An 18,863-nucleotide genomic window follows, 5' to 3' on the forward strand; every position below is an offset into this window, starting at 1 on the left:
CCCCAGTCTAGGTGGGCACTGTGACGCCCGTAACGCCGCTGTGGTCCGGGTTTACGCGGGAGAGAAGGGGTGGATACGGTGCGGGAGATGTCCCGCAGCCACCTCCCCGCGCAGCGGCCGGTCACACCTCGGGGTGACCACACCGCACCGTCGCCGGAACCCGCGTCCGTGTCCGCTGCGCCCCCGCCGGAGAAGCCGCCGACGGCGACGCACGCGCGGGCCGCGGACAAGCCGGACGAGCAGCGCGCAGCAGCGGAGAGGCCGGACAGGCCGCAGGGGGTCGCGGGGAAGCCGGACAAGCAGCCCGCCAAGCCGCGCGACGCGTTCTTCGACAACGCCAAGTACCTGGCCATCGTCCTCGTCGCGATGGGTCACGCCTGGGAGCCCCTGCGCGGCGACAGCCGGGCGGCGGCCGCCCTCTACATCACCGTCTACACCTTCCACATGCCGGCGTTCATCGTCATCTCCGGCTACTTCTCGCGCAGCTTCGACGCGAGCCCGGGACGCCTCAAGCGCCTGGTGACCGGGGTCGCCGTGCCGTACGTGATCTTCGAGGTCGCGTACACCTTCTTCAAGCGCTGGGCGAACGACGACCCGACGTACCCGATCAGCCTCCTCGACCCCTGGTACCTGACCTGGTTCCTGATCGCGCTGTTCGTGTGGCGGCTCACCACCCCACTGTGGAAGATCGTCCGCTGGCCCGTACCGCTCGCGCTGGCCATCGCGGTGCTCGCCGCCGTCTCCCCCGACATCGGCGACGACCTCGACCTCCAGCGCGTCCTGCAATTCCTCCCCTTCTTCGTGCTCGGCCTCGTCCTCAAGCCGGAGCACTTCCAGCTCGTACGCCGTCGCGAGGCGCGGATCCTGGCCGTCCCCGTCTTCGCGGCCGCCCTGCTGTTCGCGTACTGGGCGGCCCCGCGCATGAACGCCGCCTGGTTCTACCGCCGTGACAGCGCCCAGGAGCTCGGCGCCCCCGGCTGGTCGGGCGCCGTCATGACACTCGCCATGTTCGGCTGCTCCGTCGTCCTCGTCGCGTGCTTCTTCGCCTGGGTCCCGCGCCGCAAGACGTGGTTCACGGCACTCGGCGCAGGCACCCTGTACGGCTACCTGCTGCACGGGTTCGTCGCCAAGGGCTCCCGCTTCTGGGACTGGTACGACCTTCGGTGGCTCCACACCCCGCTCGGCGAGATCACCGTCACGCTGGCCGCCGCCGCTCTCATCACCAGCCTGTGCACACCGCCCGTGCAACGCCTCTTCCGCTTCGCGATGGAACCGGAGATGAAGTGGGCCTTCAGGCAGGACGCGGCCGAGATCGCGGGCAGGGGAAGCGCGCGCCGAAGCTGATCGAGCTTCCGGCTACGCGGATGCAGGCAACGGAGGCCATGCGGCTTAAGCTCATCTCCGGGCAACGCGGCACGCGATTGCCTCTAGTTGCCCGGCAGACTGAGAGAGAAGAGTGAGCGAGATGTTTTCGCAGGTCATCGGGGCGACCGGGAGTGCGGGGTAGCGGCCGGTGCACATCGTCATCATGGGGTGCGGCCGGGTGGGTTCAGCCCTGGCCCAGAACCTTGAGCAACAGGGGCACACGGTAGCGGTCATCGACCAGGACCCCACGGCGTTCCGCCGCCTGGGCTCCGGCTTCGGCGGCCGCCGCGTCACCGGGGTCGGCTTCGACCAGGACACCCTGCGCGAGGCGGGGATCGAGGAGGCCGGCGCGTTCGCGGCCGTCTCCAGCGGTGACAACTCGAACATCATCGCCGCCCGCGTGGCCCGCGAGATGTTCGGCATCGAGAACGTCGCGGCCCGTATCTACGACCCGCGTCGCGCCGAGGTCTACCAGCGCCTGGGCATCCCGACCGTCGCGACCGTGCGGTGGACCGCGGACCAGATGCTGCGCAGGCTCCTGCCGTCCGGCGCCGAGCCGCTGTGGCGCGACCCTACCGGGGGTGTCCAGCTCGCCGAGGTGCACGCCTCGGTCGCGTGGGTGGGCCACAAGATCAGCCGGCTCCAGGAGGAGACCGGCGTCCGGGTCGCGTTCGTCACCCGGCTCGGCGAGGCGATCCTGCCCACGTCGCAGACGGTCCTGCAGGAGGGCGACCTGGTGCACGTGATGATGCGCACCGACGACGTCGAGAAGGTCGAAGCGGCGTTCGCCGAGGGTCCTGAAGAGGAGGGCGGTCACTGATGAGGGTCGCCATTGCCGGAGCGGGCGCGGTGGGCCGGTCCATCGCCGGTGAGCTCCTGGAGAACGGGCACGAGGTCCTTCTCATCGACAAGGCGCCGACCGCCATCTCGGTCGAGCGCGTCCCGCAGGCGGAGTGGCTGCTCGCCGACGCCTGTGAGATCACGTCCCTGGACGAGGCGGCGCTCCAGCGCTGCAACGTGGTCATCGCGGCCACCGGCGACGACAAGGTCAACCTCGTCGTCTCGCTGCTCGCGAAGACCGAGTACGGGGTCCCGCGGGTCGTCGCCCGCGTGAACAACCCGAAGAACGAGTGGCTCTTCAACGAGTCGTGGGGCGTCGATGTCGCGGTCTCCACGCCGCGCCTCATGTCCGCGCTCGTCGAGGAGGCGGTGAGCGTGGGCGACCTGGTCCGCCTGCTGCGCTTCAGCCACGGCGACGCGAACCTGGTGGAGCTGACGCTGCCGCCCGAGTCGGCACTGGCCGGCACGCGCGTGGGCGACGTCCAGTGGCCCGAGGACACGTCCCTGGTGACGATCATCCGCGGGACCCGCGTCCTGGCCCCGTCCCAGGAGGACTCGCTGGAGGCGGGCGACGAGCTGCTGTTCGTGGCCGCCCAGGCCCGCGAGGAACAGCTCGAGGACCTGCTGTCGGTCCGCCGCGAGGACGTCGCGGGCTGACGGTTCTTCCGTAGCTACGAAGAGGGGCCCCGGAGTCGAGACTCCGGGGCCCTCTTTGCTTCTAGGTGCGCGGGGCTGTGACATGTGCGGCTCCGCCGCGTGGGCGCGACAAGCGCCCCCACTCACCCGCAGCCGCGAACGAGCCTCATACCTCCCGGCGATGGCGCGCTGCGCCCTCCTTGCGGGCAGCCTTCGCTTCCTTCTCGGCCTTCTCCTCCGCCTCCATCTCCGCGAACACGTCGATGGGCGCGGGTGCCTTCGCCAGGAAGACCCAGGTCAGCCAGACGGCGAGCAGGAACGGCGGGATCTTCAGAGCGATCAGGACCCAGCCGAACTTCGTGGTGTCCGCCCACCAGTACATCGGGAAGAGGATCGCGCACTTGGCGAGCAGGATCAGGCCCCAGGCCCAACTGGCCTTCGCGTAGGCCTTCTTGCGGCCGGGGTTGCGCGTGCGCCAGGAGAGGTTCTCCTTGAAGACCGGTCCCAGGATCAGGCCGATCAGCGGCACCCCGCACAGCGTGGTGACGATGTAGGCGACGGCCAGTCCCAGCGTGTAGAGCATGCCGGGCAGGTAGAAGTCCTTGGCGTTGCCCGTCATCATCGCGAAGACGACGCCGAAGGCCACGCCGAAGACGCCGCTGAAGGCGTGCTTGACGGTGCCCTTCATGACCAGGCGGACCACGACCAGGACCAGGGACACCGCGAGGGCCGCGATGGCCGACATGTGCAGGTCCTTGTTGATCGTGAAGATGGTCACGAAGAGGAGACCGGGAACGACGGTCTCCACCAAGCCCCGCACGCCGCCGAAGGCCTCGAAGAGGGCGGCCTCGGTCACCGCCTTCGAGTCGGAGTCCTGATCCGCGGTCGGCTTGTCGAGGGACGTCACCGGCTACTCCCGTCCGAGCGGTCTGAGTTCGTACTTCGGGTTGAAGAGCACCCTACGGCCCCGGCTCATCGAGACCCGTCCGGAAGCGATCAGCTTGCGGCCCGGTTCGATGCCGACGATGGACCGGCGGCCGAGCCATACGACGTCCAGAGCCGCGGAGCCGTCGAACAGCTCCGCCTCCAGGGCCGGGACTCCGGCACGTGGTCGGAGGGTGACCGTGCGCAAGGTACCAGTAACGGTGACTATCTGCCGGTCCTGGCAGTCCCCGATGCGGGTACAGCCCGTGGTCTGCGAGTCCTCGCGCAGCTCTTCCGACTCCAGATCCTCCTGGGAGGAGGACAGCCGGTCGAGCATGCGCCGGAAGCGGCCTACCGGCTTCTCGGACGGCGTATCGGAACGAGGGACAGCACTCATAAATCAAGCGTACCGGGGGGCGGGGACAACGGATGAGCGGGTCAGCGCTCGAAGCGATACCCCATGCCGGGCTCCGTGATGAAGTGCCGCGGGTGGGAGGGGTCCGACTCCAGTTTGCGGCGGAGCTGGGCCATGTAGACGCGCAGATAGTTCGTCTCGGTGCCGTAGGAGGGGCCCCAGACCTCCTGGAGGAGCTGCTTCTGGCTGACCAGGCGGCCCGTGTTGCGGACCAGGACCTCCAGGAGGTGCCACTCGGTGGGGGTCAGGCGTACGTCGCGGCCGTCGCGGTTGACCTTCTTCGCGGCCAGGTCGACGGTGAAGTCGTCGGTGTCGACGATGCCCTCGTCCTCGCCGCCGCCGGTGGGCTCGGCCCGGCGGACCGCGGCGCGCAGGCGGGCCAGGAGCTCGTCCATGCCGAACGGCTTGGTGACGTAGTCGTCGGCGCCCGCGTCGAGCGCCTCGACCTTCTCGTCGGAGGAGTGGCGCGCGGACAGCACCAGGATCGGTACGCGGGTCCAGCCGCGCAGGCCCTTGATCACCTCGACGCCGTCCATGTCGGGCAGGCCCAGGTCGAGCACGACCACGTCGGGGTGGAACGCGGCGGCGAGCTGGAGCGCGCCCGCGCCGTCGGCCGCGGCCTCCACCTCGTACTTGCGCGCCTTCAGGTTGATGACGAGGGCGCGCACGATCTGCGGCTCGTCGTCGACCACGAGCACCCGGGTCATGCGTACCTGCCTCTCTGAGCAATGGCTGAGCTGGTGCGGCCGGCCGTCGGGTGGCCGGTCGCGGCGGTGAGCGTGAGGACCATGGTCAGGCCCCCGCCGGGGGTGTCCTCCGCCGTGAGCGTGCCGCTCATCGCCTCGACGAAGCCGCGCGCGACGGCGAGGCCGAGGCCCACTCCGGCGCCGCGCGGTGCGTCACCGTAACGCTGGAACGGGGCGAAGATGCGGTCCTTCGCGGTGTCGGGGACACCGGGACCGCGGTCCACGACGCGCACCTCGACGCGGTCGCCGAGTGTGCTGGCCGCCACGAGGACCGTCTCGTCCTCGGGGCTGTACTTGACCGCGTTCTCGACGATATTGGCGACGGCGCGCTCCAGGAGTCCCTTGTCCACGGTGACCATGGGCAGGCTCTCCGGAATGTCGAGGTCGACGCTGCCGTCGGGGACGCCCACCAGCGCCATCGGGACCACCTCATCGAGATCGATCTCGCGCATCAGCGGGGTGACGGTGCCGGTCTGGAGGCGCGACATGTCGAGGAGGTTGCCGACGAGGTGGTCGAGGCGGTCGGCGCCCTCCTCGATGCCGGCGAGGAGTTCCGCCTGGTCCTCCTCGGACCAGGCGACGTCGTCGGAGCGCAGGGAGGAGACGGAGGCCTTGATGCCGGCGAGCGGGGTCCGCAGGTCGTGGCTGACGGCGGCGAGCAGGGCGGTGCGGATGCGGTTGCCCTCGGCGAGGGTGCGGGCCTGGTCCGCCTCGGACTGGAGGCGCTGGCGGTCGAGGACGACGGCGGCCTGGGCCGCGAAGGCCGCGAGGACGCGGCGGTCCTCGGCGGGCAGCACCCGGCCGGACAGGGCGAGCGCCATGTGGTCGCCGACCGGCATGTCGACGTCCGCGTCCTCGGGGCGTTCCACGGGGTGCGGGCCGACGCTGGCTGCGCGGGTCCACGGCTCGACGTCGCTCGCGCGTTCGAGTAGGGCGACGGAGTCCATGGCGAAGGTCTCGCGGACCCGGTCGAGCAGCGCGTCGAGGCTGTTCTCGCCGCGCAGGACGCTGCCGGCGAGGAAGGAGAGGATCTCGGACTCGGCCCGCAGCCTTGCTGCCTGGTGGGTACGCCGGGCCGCGAGGTCGACGACGGAGGCGACCGACACCGCGACCCCTACGAAGATCACGATGGCGACGATGTTCTTGGGGTCGGCGACGGTGAACAGGTGCAGCGGCGGCGTGAAGAAGTAGTTCAGGAGGAGCGAGCCGACGGCGGCCGAGGCCAGCGCCGGCAGGAGACCGCCGACGAGGGCGGCGGCCACCGTCACGGACAGGAAGAGGAGCATGTCGTTCGCGAGGCCGAGATCGGTGGCGACATGGGTGAGCGCGAGGGACAGCAGGGCGGGCCCGCCGACGCCGATGAGCCAGCCCCAGATGATGCGGGAGCGGCCGAGGCGCGCGCCACGTGTGACGGGGAGGCCGCGCCCCTTGGCCACTTCCTCGTGCGTGACGATGTGCACGTCGAGGTCGGGGCCCGACTCGCGGGCGACGGTCATGCCGACGCCGGGTCCGAAGATGTACTGCCACGTCTTGCGGCGCGAGGAGCCCAGCACGATCTGGGTCGCGTTGACGCCGCGTGCGAACTCGAGGAGCGCGGCCGGTATGTCGTCCCCTATGACGTGGTGGAAGGTGCCGCCCAGGTCCTCGACGAGGGTGCGCTGGAGCGCGAGCTCCTTGGGGGAGGCGGCGGTGAGGCCGTCGCTGCGGGCGATGTAGACGGCGAGGATCTCGCTGCCCGAGCCCTTGGCGGCCATCCGCGCCGCGCGCCTGACGAGGGTGCGGCCCTCGGGTCCGCCGGTCAGGCCGACGACGATGCGCTCGCGGGCCTGCCAGGTGGAGCGGATGTTGTGTTCGCCGCGGTACTGCTGGAGGTATTCGTCGACGCGGTCGGCCACCCAGAGCAGGGCCAGTTCGCGCAGGGCGGTGAGATTGCCGGGGCGGAAGTAGTTGGAGAGGGAGGCGTCGATGCGGTCCGGCTTGTAGATGTTGCCGTGGGCCATGCGGCGGCGCAGCGCCTCGGGCGACATGTCGACCAGTTCGATCTGGTCGGCGCGGCGCACGACCTCGTCGGGGACGGTCTCGCGCTGGCGCACGCCGGTGATCGACTCGACGACGTCGCCGAGTGACTCCAGGTGCTGGATGTTGACGGTGGACACGACGTCGATGCCGGCCGCGAGGAGTTCCTCGACGTCCTGCCAGCGCTTGGCGTTGCGCGAGCCGGGCACGTTCGTATGGGCGAGTTCGTCCACCAGGGCGACTTCGGGGCGGCGGGCGAGTACGGCGTCGACGTCCATCTCGGTGAAGACGGCGCCGCGGTAGGTCAGCTCTTTGCGGGCGATCTGTTCGAGGCCGTGGAGCATCACCTCCGTACGGGGCCTGCCGTGGTGCTCGACGAAGCCGACGGCGCAGTCCGTGCCCCGCTCGATACGGCGGTGGCCCTCGGAGAGCATCGCGTAGGTCTTGCCGACGCCCGGTGCCGCACCGAGGTAGATCCGAAGCTTGCCGCGTCCCATGGCCCCATTGTCTTCCCGCTGCACGTGTTGTACGCAGCGTCGACCCTACGGCCACCAATTGCGGCAAATGGGGCGAGGGGGCCGCGGACGTGCGTCTTTGACGCAACTCTGATGCGGGCCACTCCGCACCGGCGGCGTTTCGGTCAGCGCTGCCCCGACGCCGCGATTTCCGTGATCTCGCCGTCGCGCAGTTCGAGGACCCGGTCGGCGAGGTCGAGCAGCGCCGCGTCGTGGGTGGCGACGAGCGCGGTGACGTGTTCGCTGCGGACGACGGCGCGCAGCAGCTCCATGACGGCGAGTCCGGTCTCGGCGTCGAGCTGGCCGGTGGGTTCGTCGGCGATGACGAGGGCGGGCCGGTTGGCGAGCGCGCGGGCGATGGCGACGCGCTGCTGCTGGCCGCCGGACAGTTCGCCGGGGCGCTGCTTGGCGTGGTCGGCGAGGCCGACGAGGGCGAGGAGCAGCTCGACGCGCTCCTCGCGCTCGCGGGGGTCGGCCTTGCGCAGCCGCATCGGCACCCCGACGTTCTCGGCGGCGGACAGGATCGGGATCAGGCCGAAGGACTGGAAGATGAAGCCGATGCGGTCACGGCGCAGCTCCAGGAGGCCGTTCTCGCCGAGTCCGGAGAGGTCCTGTCCATCGACGATGATGCGCCCGCCGTCGGGTTCGTCGAGCCCTCCGACGAGGTTGAGGAGCGTCGTCTTGCCGGATCCCGAGCGGCCCTTGAGGGCGACGAGTTCGCCGCGCGGTACCTCGAAGGAGACGCCGCGCAGGGCGTGCACGGCCGCGGCCCCGGTGCCGTACGAGCGGTGCAGGTCCTCGATGACGACCATGGGGCCGCCGCCGTCCTGGTCGAGGACGGCGGTCCCCGCTTCCGTGCTCTCACTCATGTGCGCTCCCCGTGCGTTCCCCGGCCGGGCGCCAGTATGGTCACGCGGCGCCCGGCCGGGCAATGGCCCGGATCAGTTGGGGTTCTCGGCGTGGGTCAGGGTCTCCCAGGCGACGAACAGGTTGTTGGAGCCCGCCGGGCGGTTCTGCTCGGTGAGTTTCTGGGTGTTCGTCATGGCGTTGCCGAGGCGGGTGTGCATCGCGTTGTAGCCGACCTCGGTGACGGGCCCGAGTCCGCGCGTGACGGACCCGCCGCACAGCCAGCTCGGCGGCGCCTCGCCCAGCTCGTACTTGGCCTGGAAGCCGAGGGCCTGCTGGAGGCGCTGCCCGACGTCGGTGCCGTACAGGTCCTGGCCCTGGATGCGGCTGGTCTCGGCGATGTGGGAGATGGCGGAGATGCCGTATCCGGTGTGCGTGAAGTCGCGGCAGGTCTCCTGGGTGAGGCCGGTGACGAAGGTGGACTGCCCCTGCCAGTAGCTGACGATCTTGGCCTTGGTGTCGAGGTTCTGGCTCGGCACGGTCTTCGGCAGGTCGCCGTCCGAGGCGAGGTAGACGTAGGCGGCCGCGCGCGTACGGAACTTGGCCATGGCCTTGTCGTACGACGTCCTGTCCTCCAGGAAGACGGAGATGCCGACGGCGGCCTCCATCATCGACAGCTCCCAATTGCCGTTGGAGTTGGAGCCGTTGATGACCTTGGGGAGATAGACGTCGCGCAGCATCGTCCGGAAACGGCCCTCGTTCGCCCAGCCGCCGGTGTACGTGTACTTGATGATCTCGGCGGCCTTGGGCCAGGAAGAACCTGCCCAGCCGGTCTGGAGCGGCGCGTTGCTGTTGGTGTGCTCCTTGATGGTGGCCGACCAGGCGTCCATCAGCTCGATGGACTTCTTCGCGTAGCGGTCGTCGCGCGTGATGTACCAGGCGAGGGCGTCGGTGTACGCGGCTATCGCGTCCTCACGCTCGTCGGTGCAGCCGTAGTTGGGGTTGGAGTAGGAGCCGCACTCGACGGTGGCGCGGGGTTTGGCGGTGCGGGTGAGGGAGGCGTACTTGCTCGCCAGCATCTGGTCGTACGCGCCCTTCCAGGGCTGGGCGCCGGCGTCGACCTTGTCGCGGGCGAAGTCGAGCTGCCCCTTGGAGACGACGACGCCCGGGTGGGCGAAGGTGGCGGGCGCGGCGTCGGCGCGGTCGGCGCCGGGCCAGGCGAGGAGGGTGGCGACGAGTGCGGTGGTGGTCGTCGCCAGGGTGGCGAGCAGGGCGGCGCGTCGTCTGCGCCGGTGGCGGGCGGGGGCCGGTGTGTTCGGCATGTGGGGGGCCATCCGTTCTTCTACGTGAACGTGAAGTACCTTTATGAACACGGGTGTTGGCCGCAGACCTTAGGTACGTACCAGCCCTCCGTCAAGAGGTGAAGAAAGAGCCGCAGTTCAGCCGTCGGAGCGGTCGCCGCGATCCGGCCATACACCCACGTGGCCCGCCTCACCCGTGAGCCGAACCCGGCCGCACAGCCCGTACCGCTCCACGCAGTCCCGCGGCAGCGGGAGCGTGCCCGCCCGGTCCAGAACCGTGAACTCCTCACCCTCTCCCCCGCGTTCGCGCAAGGTCTCCGTCGAGGCGCGGCCGTCGCGGATACGGACCGCGCGGCGCACCCTGCCGGACACGAGCGGTTCGTACGTGACGACCAGAACCGTCGCGCCCAGCTCCTCGTTGGCGCGGCACGGGGCCGCGAACTGGACTCAGGAACCGTGCGGGTCGGCGACACGGTGACCCCGCACCACGGCAGGCACCCGCCGTACGTCCACGAGCCCCCGTCCCCCGGCGCGCGGCGCATAGCAGCTCGTCAAGGAGTTGCGCGAAGGCCTCGCAATGGTCTGGACAGCCTTGAACTGCCGAGCCACGCAACGCCGATGGGCCGCACACTCCGGTGGAGTGTGCGGCCCATCGATGGCGGTAAGGGTGCGGCTCAGCGCACCTCGGTGATCTCGGGGCCGCGCGCCAGCTGCCCCATGCCGCCGGCGAACCGGGAGCCTTCCTGCGGCTCCTGCTGCACGCCCTCGGCGACCATCTGCGCGTCGTCCGGCAGCTTCAGGACGATCGGGTCGCGCGGGGCCATCGGGCCCTCACCGCGGACCACGACGGTGTCCCGGAAGATCTGCTCGAGGAGCCCGGCGGCCTGCGGCTGCACCGCGCCCTGCCCGGAGATCACTCCGCGCAGGAACCAGCGGGGGCCGTCGACGCCGATGAACCGGACGACCTGGAAGCCGCCCGTGCCGTCCGGCAGCTGCACCGGCACCTGGGCCCGCAGCTCCCAGCCGAGCGGACCCTCGACCTCGTCGATCACGCCACCCTGCTGAGTGATGCCCGAGGCGATCTCCTCACGGACCTCGCCCCAGATGCCCTCCTTCTTGGGGGCGGCGAAGCCCTGGAGCTGCACTGCGCTGTCCTGGAGGACGACGGTGGCCGCGACGATCGCGTCGCCCGCGACCTCGACCCGCAGCTCCATGCCCTCGACTCCGGGGACGAAGAGTCCGCCCAGGTCCACGCGGCCCTCGCCGGGCTCGCGGACCTCGGAGGCGTCCCAGGGGCCGTCGGGACGCGGCTCGGGCTCGAGCCGCACGCGCTGCGGCTCGCCCTCGCCCGCGTCGCTGTCGCCGGCTACGCCGTCGACGACCTGCTCGGCCTCGCCCGCCGCGTCATCGGCGGCGCCGTTCTTCTTGCGACGTCCGAACACGTCACTGTCCTTCCCGGTCGGATACGACCGATGCGTATCGATTCCCACCCTGATGCCCACCCGGGCCCGGTCCCACGGCGGCATGACCACCGGTGGACCCGAAGCCCCCCTCGGCCCGCGCCGAGTCGGGAAGCTCCGCCACCTCCTGGAAGCGCACCTTCTCGACCTGCTGGACGACCAGTTGGGCAATCCGGTCGAAGCGCTCGAACCGCACGCTGTCGCGCGGGTCGAGATTCACCACGATCACCTTGATCTCTCCACGGTACCCGGCATCCACCGTCCCTGGGGCATTCACCAGGGCGACACCGCAACGGGCGGCGAGTCCGGATCGCGGGTGCACGAAGGCCGCGTACCCCTCGGGCAGCGCGATCGACACCCCCGTGGGAAGTACGGCCCGCTCGCCCGGCGCGAGCTCGCACGCCTCGGTGGTCCGCAGGTCCGCGCCCGCGTCACCGGGATGCTCGTACGAGGGCAGCGGTACGTCGGGGTCGACGCGCCTGATCAGCACGTCGAGAGGAGCTCGGGTCACGGGTTCACCTCGAAGGCACGGGTGCGCCGGACCTGGTCCGGGTCGCTCATGGCCGCCTGGATCTCCTCCGGACGGCCGTTGTCGATGAAGTGGTCGACCTTCACCTCGATGAAGAGGGCGTCGGCGCGGACCGCGACGGGCCCGTCGGGGCCGCCGATCCGGCCGGTGGCGGTCGAGTAGATCTTGCGGCCCGCGACGGCGGTGACCTCGGCGTCGAGGTACAGCACGGTGTCCACCGGCACGGGCCGCACGAAGTCCGTCTCGAGCCGGCCGGTCACCGCGATGACGCGCAGCAGCCAGTTCAGCGAGCCGAGCGTCTCGTCGAGGGCGGTGGCCAGGATTCCGCCGTGTGCGAGACCGGGGGCCCCCTGGTGGGCGGGCCGCACCGTGAACTCGGCGGTGACGCGGACGCCGTCCTGCGCGCGAGCTGCCAGATGCAGCCCGTGGGGCTGTTCGTCGCCGCATCCGAAACAGTGTCCGTAGTGCGCGCCGAGGAGCTCGCCGGGTGCGGGGGCATCGGGGTGCCGCACGGGCGCTATGGCGTCGGCGGGGGGCGTCAGAGCTGCAGAAGTACCACTCACAGGCGCAGACCTTACCCGCGCGTCCTGGGAGAAAGCGCACCGTGCCAAGCTTGACCGCATGGAGCTCTCCACCGCACCGTTCGAAGAACGCCTCACCGCCCCCCGCTCGTGGTGGCTCGTCTCACTCCTGCTCGGCGTCGCCTGCGCCCTGATCCTGCTGCCGTTCGGCACGCTGCCGTTGCTCGGGGGGCTGGTCGGCGGGACGGCCGCGGCGGCGGTGGTGACGAGTTCGTACGGCTCCGTGCGCATCCGTGTCGTGGCGGACTCGCTGGTCGCCGGCGACGCGAAGATCCCGCTGTCGGCACTGGGTGACGCGGAGGTCCTGGACGCCGAGGGGGCGCGCGCCTGGCGCACGCACAAGGCCGACCCGCGCGCCTTCATGCTGCTCCGCAGCTATGTCCCGACGGCCCTGCGCGTGGACGTCATCGACCCGCAGGACCCGACCCCTTACGTGTATCTGTCGACGCGGGACCCGAAGGGGCTGGCGAAGGCGCTCGGCAAGTAGCGCCGGTCAGCTTCCGAGCTCCTTGGGCCCGGGTGCGTCGCCCGGGATCAGCGGGTGCGGGTCGCTGGGGCGCTCCAGGGGCGGCAGCTCCGGCAGGGCGTCCCAGGGAACCTGGATCTTGCGCAGGTCCTTGCGGATCCGCCCCGCGAGCTTCTTGGTGTCGCGGCGGTTCATGACCGCCCCGACCGCGGCGCCGACCATGAACGGCATCAGGTTCGGCAGGTTGCGCACCATGCGCTTCATGATCTGCTGGCGCAGCTCGCGCTTCATCTGGCCGCCGAGCGCCGCATTGATCGTCGCGGGCTTCGTCACCTCGATGCCGCGCTCCTCGGTCCACGAGGCCAGATAGGCGGCGCTGCGGTCCTTAAGGGCTCCGGGCGGGCGCACTCCGTAGACCTCGTGCAGCTCGGCGACCAGCTTCATCTCGATGGCTGCGACGCCGGTGATCTCGGCCGCCAGCTCGGCGGGCATCGCGGGAGGTACGGGCATCATCGCGGCGGCGCCGATCCCCGCACCCACGGTGGAGGTGGCGTTGGCGGCGCCCGCGACGAGTTTGTCGGCGAGCTGTTCGGCGTTCAGGCCGGGGAACTGTCTGCGCAGGGTCGCCAGATCGCGCACCGGCACGCGCGGCGCGTTCTCGATGATCCGGTCGGCGAGATAGCCGAGTCCTGCTTTGGCGGCGGTGCCGCTCTTACGGACGCCGTCCTTGACGGCGGCCACACGTCGCCTGGCGACCTGTGCACGGCCGCCGATCGGCGCTTGGTCACCCGCGGTGGAGACGGCGGGCACGTCGCTGTATCCCGCCGCCGCGAGGTCGCCCGCCACCTCTTGGTCGTCCGCGTCCTCGAGCGAGGCTGCTCCTGTGGGGGAAGAGCCTCGCTCGTCGTCACGCACGCCGTCGTCGGACGGGCCACCGTCCGCTTCCCGGTCCTTCCGGGAGCGGCGCTTCCAGGGCGGGGTCGAGCCAGTCACGGCCGACCCTGCCTCAGTCGCAGTCGCGGCAGATCGGCTGGCCGTTCTTCTCGCGGGCCAGCTGGCTCCTGTGATGCACCAGGAAGCAGCTCATGCAGGTGAACTCGTCCTGCTGCTTGGGCAGGACCCGGACGGCCAGCTCCTCGTTCGAGAGGTCGGCGCCCGGGAGCTCCAGGCCTTCGGCGGCCTCGAACTCGTCGACGTCGACCGACGAGGTCGACTTGTCGTTCCGACGAGCCTTGAGCTCCTCGATGCTGTCCTCGTTGACGTCATCGTCGGTCTTGCGTGGGGTGTCGTAATCCGTTGCCATGTGTCGCTCTCCCCCTCTGGGTGTATGCGGTGTCTCCAGCGCACAACGCGCGGGAGGCCGGACTTTGTGCCCGACCTGAGGCGGAGATTTTGCCTCACATCAAGGTCTGTTACTCAATCGACACCCAACCGGATCCCCCATGAGTGATCGGGTTGGATGGCGATCGGGACCGTACACGGTCCAAAGGTCGCGCTCCACGGGCGCCACCCCGTGTACTTCCCGTGATCAGGACCCCTGAAAACCCGGATTTTCCAGGCTTTCCGAGGGCTTTTGCGATCACGGAGAGTAGATGGCCGGAAATTCGCCCTTGTGATCGATCACACACGGTCTTCGCGGGATCAGGTCCCGAAAATTCCGCTAAAAGCGAACTCCTCCGGCACGTCGGCGGAAGCATCTCAGATCGGTCGCCGACCCGCATCTCGAAAGGCCCGGATCGGCGGGTGACCCGCGTCTCGGAGGCCTCAGATCGGCAGGGTGACCCGCATGACGAGCCCACCCCCTTCACGCGGCTCCGCGATGATACGGCCCCCATGAGCGCGCGCCACCGAGCGGGCGATCGACAGGCCGAGCCCCACTCCCTTGTCGCTCCCGGTGCGTTCGGTGCGCAGTCGCCGGAACGGCTCGAAGAGGTTGTCGATCTCGTACGCGGGCACCACGGGCCCCGTATTGGACACCACGAGGACCGCCTGACCGTGCTGGGCCTCGGTGGTGACCTCGACCCAGCCGCCCTCCGGGACGTTGTACCGGACGGCGTTCTGGACGAGGTTCAGGGCGATGCGCTCCAGGAGTACGCCGTTGCCCTGGACGACGGCCTCCTTGCGCTCGCCGCGGATCTCGACGCCCTTCGCGTCGGCCTCCGAGCGGGCCTGGTCGATGGCCTGCGAGGCGACCTCGGCGAGGTCGACCGGTTTGCGCTCCACGATCTGGTTGTCGCTGCGGGCGAGCAGGAGCAGGCCCTCGACGAGCTGCTCGCTGCGCTCGTTCGTCGCCAGCAGCGTCTTGCCGAGCTGCTGGAGCTCCATCGGCGCCCCGGGATCGGAGAGGTGGACCTCCAGGAGCGTGCGGTTGATCGCGAGCGGGGTGCGCAGCTCGTGCGACGCGTTGCCGACGAACCGCTGCTGCGCGGTGAAGGCTCTCTCCAGGCGGTCGAGCATGTCGTCGAAGGTGTCGGCCAGCTCCTTCAGCTCGTCGTCCGGACCGTCCAGCTCGATGCGCCGCGACAGGTCCGTGCCGGCCACCCGGCGCGCGGTGCGCGTGATGCGGCCCAGCGGGGACAGGACGCGGCCCGCCATCGCGTACCCGAAGGCGAACGCGATCACGGCGAGGCCGAGCAGGGCGAGGAGCGAGCGGCTGAGGAGGTTGTCGAGTGCGTGCTGACGCATCTCGTTGACGCACTCGTTCAGCGCGGAGTTGAGCTGGCTCGTCGTGGGGTGGTCGGGGAGGCCCGAGAAGTTACGGCAGGTACCGCTGCTCACCGAGCCGTTCGTGACGGTGAACGGCAGGTCGCTGCCGACGTTCAGCGCCTGCGCGGCGAGCAGATAGATGATCGACAGCAGCACGATGCCGGCGATCAGGAACATGCCGCCGTACAGCAGGGTGAGGCGTATGCGGATGGTCGGGCGCAGCCACGGGTAGGGCGGCTCGGCTTTTCTGGGGTCCCATGTGGGTTTCGGAGGCGCGGCCGGTGGCGCCGGTGTCGAGGCCACAGGGGATCAGATCCGGTATCCGGAGCCGGGCACGGTCACGATGACGGCGGGCTCTCCGAGCTTGCGGCGCAGGGTCATGACGGTGACCCGGACAACGTTCGTGAAGGGGTCCGTGTTCTCGTCCCAGGCCTTCTCCAGGAGCTGCTCGGCCGAGACGACCGCGCCCTCGCTGCGCAGCAGGACCTCGAGGACGGCGAACTCCTTGGGTGCGAGCTGGATCTCCTTGCCGTCGCGGAAGACCTCGCGGCGGTTCGGGTCGAGCTTGATGCCCGCGCGTTCGAGGACCGGCGGCAGCGGCACGCTCGTACGGCGTCCGAGCGCCCGCACACGGGCGGTCAGCTCGCTGAACGCGAACGGCTTGGGCAGGTAGTCGTCAGCGCCGATCTCGAGGCCCTCGACGCGGTCGCTGACGTCGCCGGAGGCGGTCAGCATCAGGACGCGGGTCGGCATGCCCAGTTCGACGATCTTGCGGCAGACGTCGTCGCCGTGCACGAGCGGGAGGTCCCGGTCGAGGACGACCACGTCGTAGTCGTTCACGCCGATGCGTTCGAGGGCGGCCGCACCGTCGTACACGACGTCGACGGCCATGGCCTCCCGGCGAAGTCCGGTGGCCACCGCATCGGCGAGCAGCTGCTCGTCCTCGACGACGAGTACGCGCACGTCGCTGTCCTTCCTGTGTGACCTGCGGGCAGGTTCTGAGCACCTGTGAGCAGGTCCGGGTCGTGGAGTGTGGGCTCCATCCTGCCCCTTTCGGCCATAAACCGGCTGTAAGGCGATGGGGCGCCCCGGGAATGCGGGATTTTCTGGCCGGTCGAGGTTTCTGCGTAAGTGAGCGCGGGGAGGACGGATTTACACCCGCGATCACGCTTTGTATGTGGCGTACCACGACCCGCTTTCCGCAGGGCGGTGTGAGACGTGATCGCCCCTTCCGAGGGCACACCCCCGTGCCACCGACCCACGACCCAGGACGAGGGGGCGCAACCATGGACGCATTCACCGCAGGAATTTTGCAGCGCATCAAGGCGACCGAGTCCGACCTGAGCCGGGCTCGCGAGACGGGCGACGAATTCCTCGTCGAGATCGAGCAGGACGAGCTGGACGACCTGCATCGGCTCGCCGCCGAGCACGGCGTGGAGCTCGGCGTCGCGCGCGTCTGACGCAGTACGGAAGGGCCCCGGCGCCTGGTCGATCCAGGCAGGCGCCGGGGCCCTTTCTCGTGCCGTTCCCGTGCTTCCTGCGCGCTCGGCAGGCCGCTGTGCGTCAGTCGTGCCAGGCCCCGAGCTCCTCAAGGCGGCTCTGGAGCCGCTCGAAGAGTCCGGGCGGCGCCGCGATCGTCAGCTCTCCGGACGGCACCTCACCGGGACGGCCGCCGGTGAGCGCGCCCGCCTCCCTGGCGATGAGGTCTCCGGCCGCCAGGTCCCAGGGGTTCAGGCCGCGCTCGTAGTACGCGTCGAGGCGTCCGACGGCGACGTCACAGAGGTCGATGGCGGCCGAACCGCCACGCCGGATGTCGCGCACGTGGGGCACCAACTCCCGTACGACATCGGCCTGGTGGGCCCGGCGTGCGGCGAGGTAGCCGAATCCCGTGCCGACGAGCGCCTGCTCGAAGGGGGGCGCCACGCGCGCGTGTGCCGGGCGGTCGTTCACGAACGCGCCCTGGCCGAGGACCGCACGGTAGGTCTCGCCGCGCAGGGGCGCCGCGACGACCCCGACGAGAGTCTCGTCGCCCAGGCGGGCGGCGATCGAGACCGACCATTCGGGGCGCCCGTACAGGTAGTTGACCGTTCCGTCGATGGGGTCGATCACCCAGGTGATCCCGCTGCTGCCCTCGGTGCTCGCGCCCTCCTCGCCCAGGACGCCGTCGTCCGGCCTGCGCTCGGCGAGGAAGCCGGTGATCAGCTTCTCGGAGGCGATGTCCATCTCCGTGACGACGTCGACGGCGCTGGTCTTGGTGGCGGCGACGCCGAGGTCGGCGGGGCGGCCGTCGCGCAGGAAGGTCCCGGCGCGGGCGGCGGCCTCCAGGGCGACCTCGAGGAGTTCGGCCTTCAGGTCTGTCACGTCGGGATCCTTACGCGTACGGGCTGTCGGCGCCCGCGGCCGCGGGCTTGGGGGCACGGGAGGGGCAGCAGCCCACCGGGCAGACGTTGTGGCTCGCGCCGAGCGCGCCCAGGGCACACGGCGTGACGGCCCGGCCGCGCTCGGCGGCGGACCGCTCGAGGACGAGGTCGCGGACCGCGGCGGCGAAGCGGGGGTCCGCGCCGACCGTGGCGGAGCGGCGCACCGGGAGGCCGAGCTCGGCGGCCTTGGCCGTGGCCTCGGTGTCGAGGTCGTAGAGGACCTCCATGTGGTCGGAGACGAACCCGATGGGCGCCATCACGACGGCCGGCACACCGGCGCCGTGCCGCTCCTCGAGGTGGTCGCAGATGTCGGGCTCCAGCCACGGGATGTGCGGGGCGCCGGACCGCGACTGGTAGACGAGCTGCCAGGGGTGGTCGACCCCGGTCTCCTCACGGACCGCGTCGGCGATCACGCGCGCGACGTCCAGGTGTTCCTTCACGTAGGCACCCCCGTCGCCGTGGTCGTCGACCGGCCCGGAGACGTCGGCGGCCGCGGTCGGGATGGAGTGCGTCGTGAACGCGATGTGGGCGCCGTCCCGCACGTCGTCGGGGAGGTCGGCGAGCGACCTCAGGACACCGTCGATCATGGGGCGCACGAAGCCGGGGTGGTTGAAGTAGTGCCGCAGCTTGTCGACGCGCGGCACTTCGAGCCCCTCCGCTTCCAGGGCGGCGAGGGACTCCGCGAGATTCTCGCGGTACTGGCGGCAGCCCGAGTACGACGCGTACGCGCTGGTCGCGAGGACGAGGATGCGCCGGTGGCCGTCGGTGACCATCTCGCGGAGGGTGTCCGTCAGGTACGGCGCCCAGTTCCGGTTGCCCCAGTGGACGGGCAGGTCGAGGCCGTGGTCCGCGAAGTCCTTGCGGAGCGCGTCCAGCAGGGCGCGGTTCTGCTCGTTGATGGGGCTGACCCCGCCGAACAGGAAGTAGTGCTGCCCCACCTCCTTGAGCCGCTCCTTGGGGATTCCCCTGCCACGCGTCACGTTCTCCAGGAACGGGACCACGTCCTCCGGGCCCTCGGGGCCTCCGAACGAGAGCAGCAGCAGGGCGTCGTAGCCGTCGAAGGGCGTGGGATCGAGCGCATCGGACATGCCTTTGAT

General features: G+C 70.4%; 21 protein-coding genes. 5 read left to right on the forward strand and 16 right to left on the reverse strand.

What is annotated here, in order from left to right:
• Window positions 1-87: 87 nt before the first annotated feature.
• The 3 genes from OG758_RS16455 to OG758_RS16465 all read left to right on the forward strand — a co-directional run bounded on the left by OG758_RS16455 (window position 88) and on the right by OG758_RS16465 (window position 2,862).
• The gene (locus OG758_RS16455) at window positions 88-1,344 is read left to right on the forward strand and encodes an acyltransferase family protein (protein ID WP_326710714.1); all 1,257 of its coding nucleotides are present in this window, start codon (window positions 88-90) and stop codon (window positions 1,342-1,344) included.
• 169 nt (window positions 1,345-1,513) lie between these two features.
• Window positions 1,514-2,185 (forward strand): potassium channel family protein, encoded by a 672-nt coding sequence (locus OG758_RS16460; protein WP_116508874.1) that lies wholly within the window; start codon window positions 1,514-1,516, stop codon window positions 2,183-2,185.
• Complete coding sequence (locus OG758_RS16465) at window positions 2,185-2,862, forward strand: potassium channel family protein (RefSeq protein WP_116508876.1); 678 nt, start codon at window positions 2,185-2,187, stop codon at window positions 2,860-2,862. The genes OG758_RS16460 and OG758_RS16465 overlap by 1 nt, the downstream gene beginning before the upstream one ends.
• 145 nt (window positions 2,863-3,007) lie before the next feature.
• Here OG758_RS16465 and OG758_RS16470 read toward each other — a convergent pair whose 3' ends face one another.
• From OG758_RS16470 to OG758_RS16515, 10 genes are all read right to left on the reverse strand, one after another.
• A complete protein-coding gene (locus OG758_RS16470; protein WP_326710715.1) occupies window positions 3,008-3,748 on the reverse strand; it encodes a DUF3159 domain-containing protein in 741 nt (246 codons plus the stop codon).
• 3 nt (window positions 3,749-3,751) lie between these two features.
• Window positions 3,752-4,162 carry an OB-fold nucleic acid binding domain-containing protein gene (locus tag OG758_RS16475; protein ID WP_326710716.1) on the reverse strand — a complete coding sequence of 137 codons (411 nt, stop codon included), beginning with the start codon at window positions 4,160-4,162 and terminating at the stop codon, window positions 3,752-3,754.
• Between the two features lie 41 nt (window positions 4,163-4,203).
• Window positions 4,204-4,887, reverse strand: coding sequence for a response regulator (locus OG758_RS16480; protein WP_266558987.1), 684 nt, complete (start codon window positions 4,885-4,887; stop codon window positions 4,204-4,206).
• Window positions 4,884-7,439: a sensor histidine kinase KdpD gene (locus OG758_RS16485; protein ID WP_326710717.1), complete on the reverse strand. Its 2,556-nt coding sequence runs from the start codon at window positions 7,437-7,439 to the stop codon at window positions 4,884-4,886. The genes OG758_RS16480 and OG758_RS16485 overlap by 4 nt, the downstream gene beginning before the upstream one ends.
• 143 nt (window positions 7,440-7,582) lie before the next feature.
• Window positions 7,583-8,326 (reverse strand): ABC transporter ATP-binding protein, encoded by a 744-nt coding sequence (locus tag OG758_RS16490; protein WP_326710718.1) that lies wholly within the window; start codon window positions 8,324-8,326, stop codon window positions 7,583-7,585.
• A gap of 72 nt (window positions 8,327-8,398) precedes the next feature.
• The gene (locus OG758_RS16495; RefSeq protein WP_326710719.1) at window positions 8,399-9,625 is read right to left on the reverse strand and encodes an alginate lyase family protein; all 1,227 of its coding nucleotides are present in this window, start codon (window positions 9,623-9,625) and stop codon (window positions 8,399-8,401) included.
• Between the two features lie 117 nt (window positions 9,626-9,742).
• A complete protein-coding gene (locus tag OG758_RS16500) occupies window positions 9,743-9,976 on the reverse strand; it encodes a hypothetical protein (RefSeq protein ID WP_326710720.1) in 234 nt (77 codons plus the stop codon).
• A 302-nt stretch (window positions 9,977-10,278) separates the two neighbouring features.
• A complete protein-coding gene (locus OG758_RS16505; protein ID WP_326710721.1) occupies window positions 10,279-11,046 on the reverse strand; it encodes a DUF3710 domain-containing protein in 768 nt (255 codons plus the stop codon).
• A 1-nt stretch (window position 11,047) separates the two neighbouring features.
• Window positions 11,048-11,575, reverse strand: a complete 528-nt coding sequence (gene dut, locus OG758_RS16510; RefSeq protein ID WP_100591168.1) for a dUTP diphosphatase — start codon at window positions 11,573-11,575, stop codon at window positions 11,048-11,050.
• Window positions 11,572-12,156 (reverse strand): PaaI family thioesterase, encoded by a 585-nt coding sequence (locus OG758_RS16515; protein ID WP_116508891.1) that lies wholly within the window; start codon window positions 12,154-12,156, stop codon window positions 11,572-11,574. The genes dut and OG758_RS16515 overlap by 4 nt, the downstream gene beginning before the upstream one ends.
• A 58-nt stretch (window positions 12,157-12,214) precedes the next feature.
• On the opposite strand from OG758_RS16515, the gene OG758_RS16520 reads away from it, so the two are divergent.
• A complete protein-coding gene (locus tag OG758_RS16520; protein WP_266559003.1) occupies window positions 12,215-12,661 on the forward strand; it encodes a DUF3093 domain-containing protein in 447 nt (148 codons plus the stop codon).
• A gap of 6 nt (window positions 12,662-12,667) precedes the next feature.
• Here the strand turns inward: OG758_RS16520 and OG758_RS16525 are convergent, their stop codons facing one another.
• The 4 genes from OG758_RS16525 to OG758_RS16540 all read right to left on the reverse strand — a co-directional run bounded on the left by OG758_RS16525 (window position 12,668) and on the right by OG758_RS16540 (window position 16,309).
• Window positions 12,668-13,633 carry a hypothetical protein gene (locus OG758_RS16525; protein ID WP_326710722.1) on the reverse strand — a complete coding sequence of 322 codons (966 nt, stop codon included), beginning with the start codon at window positions 13,631-13,633 and terminating at the stop codon, window positions 12,668-12,670.
• Window positions 13,634-13,646: 13 nt separating this feature from the next.
• Window positions 13,647-13,943: a DUF4193 domain-containing protein gene (locus tag OG758_RS16530; RefSeq protein WP_030357326.1), complete on the reverse strand. Its 297-nt coding sequence runs from the start codon at window positions 13,941-13,943 to the stop codon at window positions 13,647-13,649.
• 461 nt (window positions 13,944-14,404) lie between these two features.
• The gene (locus OG758_RS16535) at window positions 14,405-15,649 is read right to left on the reverse strand and encodes a sensor histidine kinase (RefSeq protein ID WP_326710723.1); all 1,245 of its coding nucleotides are present in this window, start codon (window positions 15,647-15,649) and stop codon (window positions 14,405-14,407) included.
• 6 nt (window positions 15,650-15,655) lie between these two features.
• Complete coding sequence (locus OG758_RS16540; protein ID WP_055544891.1) at window positions 15,656-16,309, reverse strand: response regulator transcription factor; 654 nt, start codon at window positions 16,307-16,309, stop codon at window positions 15,656-15,658.
• 323 nt (window positions 16,310-16,632) lie between these two features.
• On the opposite strand from OG758_RS16540, the gene OG758_RS16545 reads away from it, so the two are divergent.
• Window positions 16,633-16,806 carry a hypothetical protein gene (locus OG758_RS16545; protein ID WP_326710724.1) on the forward strand — a complete coding sequence of 58 codons (174 nt, stop codon included), beginning with the start codon at window positions 16,633-16,635 and terminating at the stop codon, window positions 16,804-16,806.
• Between the two features lie 103 nt (window positions 16,807-16,909).
• Here the strand turns inward: OG758_RS16545 and OG758_RS16550 are convergent, their stop codons facing one another.
• Together OG758_RS16550 and OG758_RS16555 are read right to left on the reverse strand one after the other, a co-directional pair.
• Entirely contained in the window at window positions 16,910-17,707 is a 798-nt protein-coding gene (locus OG758_RS16550; protein WP_326710725.1) for an inositol monophosphatase family protein, read from the reverse strand.
• Between the two features lie 10 nt (window positions 17,708-17,717).
• Entirely contained in the window at window positions 17,718-18,854 is a 1,137-nt protein-coding gene (locus tag OG758_RS16555) for a ferrochelatase (RefSeq protein ID WP_326710726.1), read from the reverse strand.
• Between the last annotated feature and the right edge of the window lie 9 nt (window positions 18,855-18,863).

This window comes from Streptomyces sp. NBC_01474, from assembly GCF_035918215.1.
Lineage (GTDB): Bacteria > Actinomycetota > Actinomycetes > Streptomycetales > Streptomycetaceae > Streptomyces > Streptomyces aureus.

Excerpts from the sequence above, each read along its gene's own strand:
- OG758_RS16455 (WP_326710714.1), top strand. The coding sequence starts at position 88 with ATGTCCCGCAGCCACCTCCCCGCGCAGCGGCCGGTCACACCTCGGGGT.
- OG758_RS16465 (WP_116508876.1), top strand. The coding sequence starts at position 2,185 with ATGAGGGTCGCCATTGCCGGAGCGGGCGCGGTGGGCCGGTCCATCGCC.
- OG758_RS16475 (WP_326710716.1), bottom strand. The coding sequence starts at position 4,162 with ATGAGTGCTGTCCCTCGTTCCGATACGCCGTCCGAGAAGCCGGTAGGC.
- OG758_RS16480 (WP_266558987.1), bottom strand. The coding sequence starts at position 4,887 with ATGACCCGGGTGCTCGTGGTCGACGACGAGCCGCAGATCGTGCGCGCC.
- OG758_RS16485 (WP_326710717.1), bottom strand. The coding sequence starts at position 7,439 with ATGGGACGCGGCAAGCTTCGGATCTACCTCGGTGCGGCACCGGGCGTC.
- OG758_RS16490 (WP_326710718.1), bottom strand. The coding sequence starts at position 8,326 with ATGAGTGAGAGCACGGAAGCGGGGACCGCCGTCCTCGACCAGGACGGC.
- OG758_RS16495 (WP_326710719.1), bottom strand. The coding sequence starts at position 9,625 with ATGCCGAACACACCGGCCCCCGCCCGCCACCGGCGCAGACGACGCGCC.
- OG758_RS16520 (WP_266559003.1), top strand. The coding sequence starts at position 12,215 with ATGGAGCTCTCCACCGCACCGTTCGAAGAACGCCTCACCGCCCCCCGC.
- OG758_RS16530 (WP_030357326.1), bottom strand. The coding sequence starts at position 13,943 with ATGGCAACGGATTACGACACCCCACGCAAGACCGACGATGACGTCAAC.
- OG758_RS16545 (WP_326710724.1), top strand. The coding sequence starts at position 16,633 with ATGGACGCATTCACCGCAGGAATTTTGCAGCGCATCAAGGCGACCGAG.
- OG758_RS16555 (WP_326710726.1), bottom strand. The coding sequence starts at position 18,854 with ATGTCCGATGCGCTCGATCCCACGCCCTTCGACGGCTACGACGCCCTG.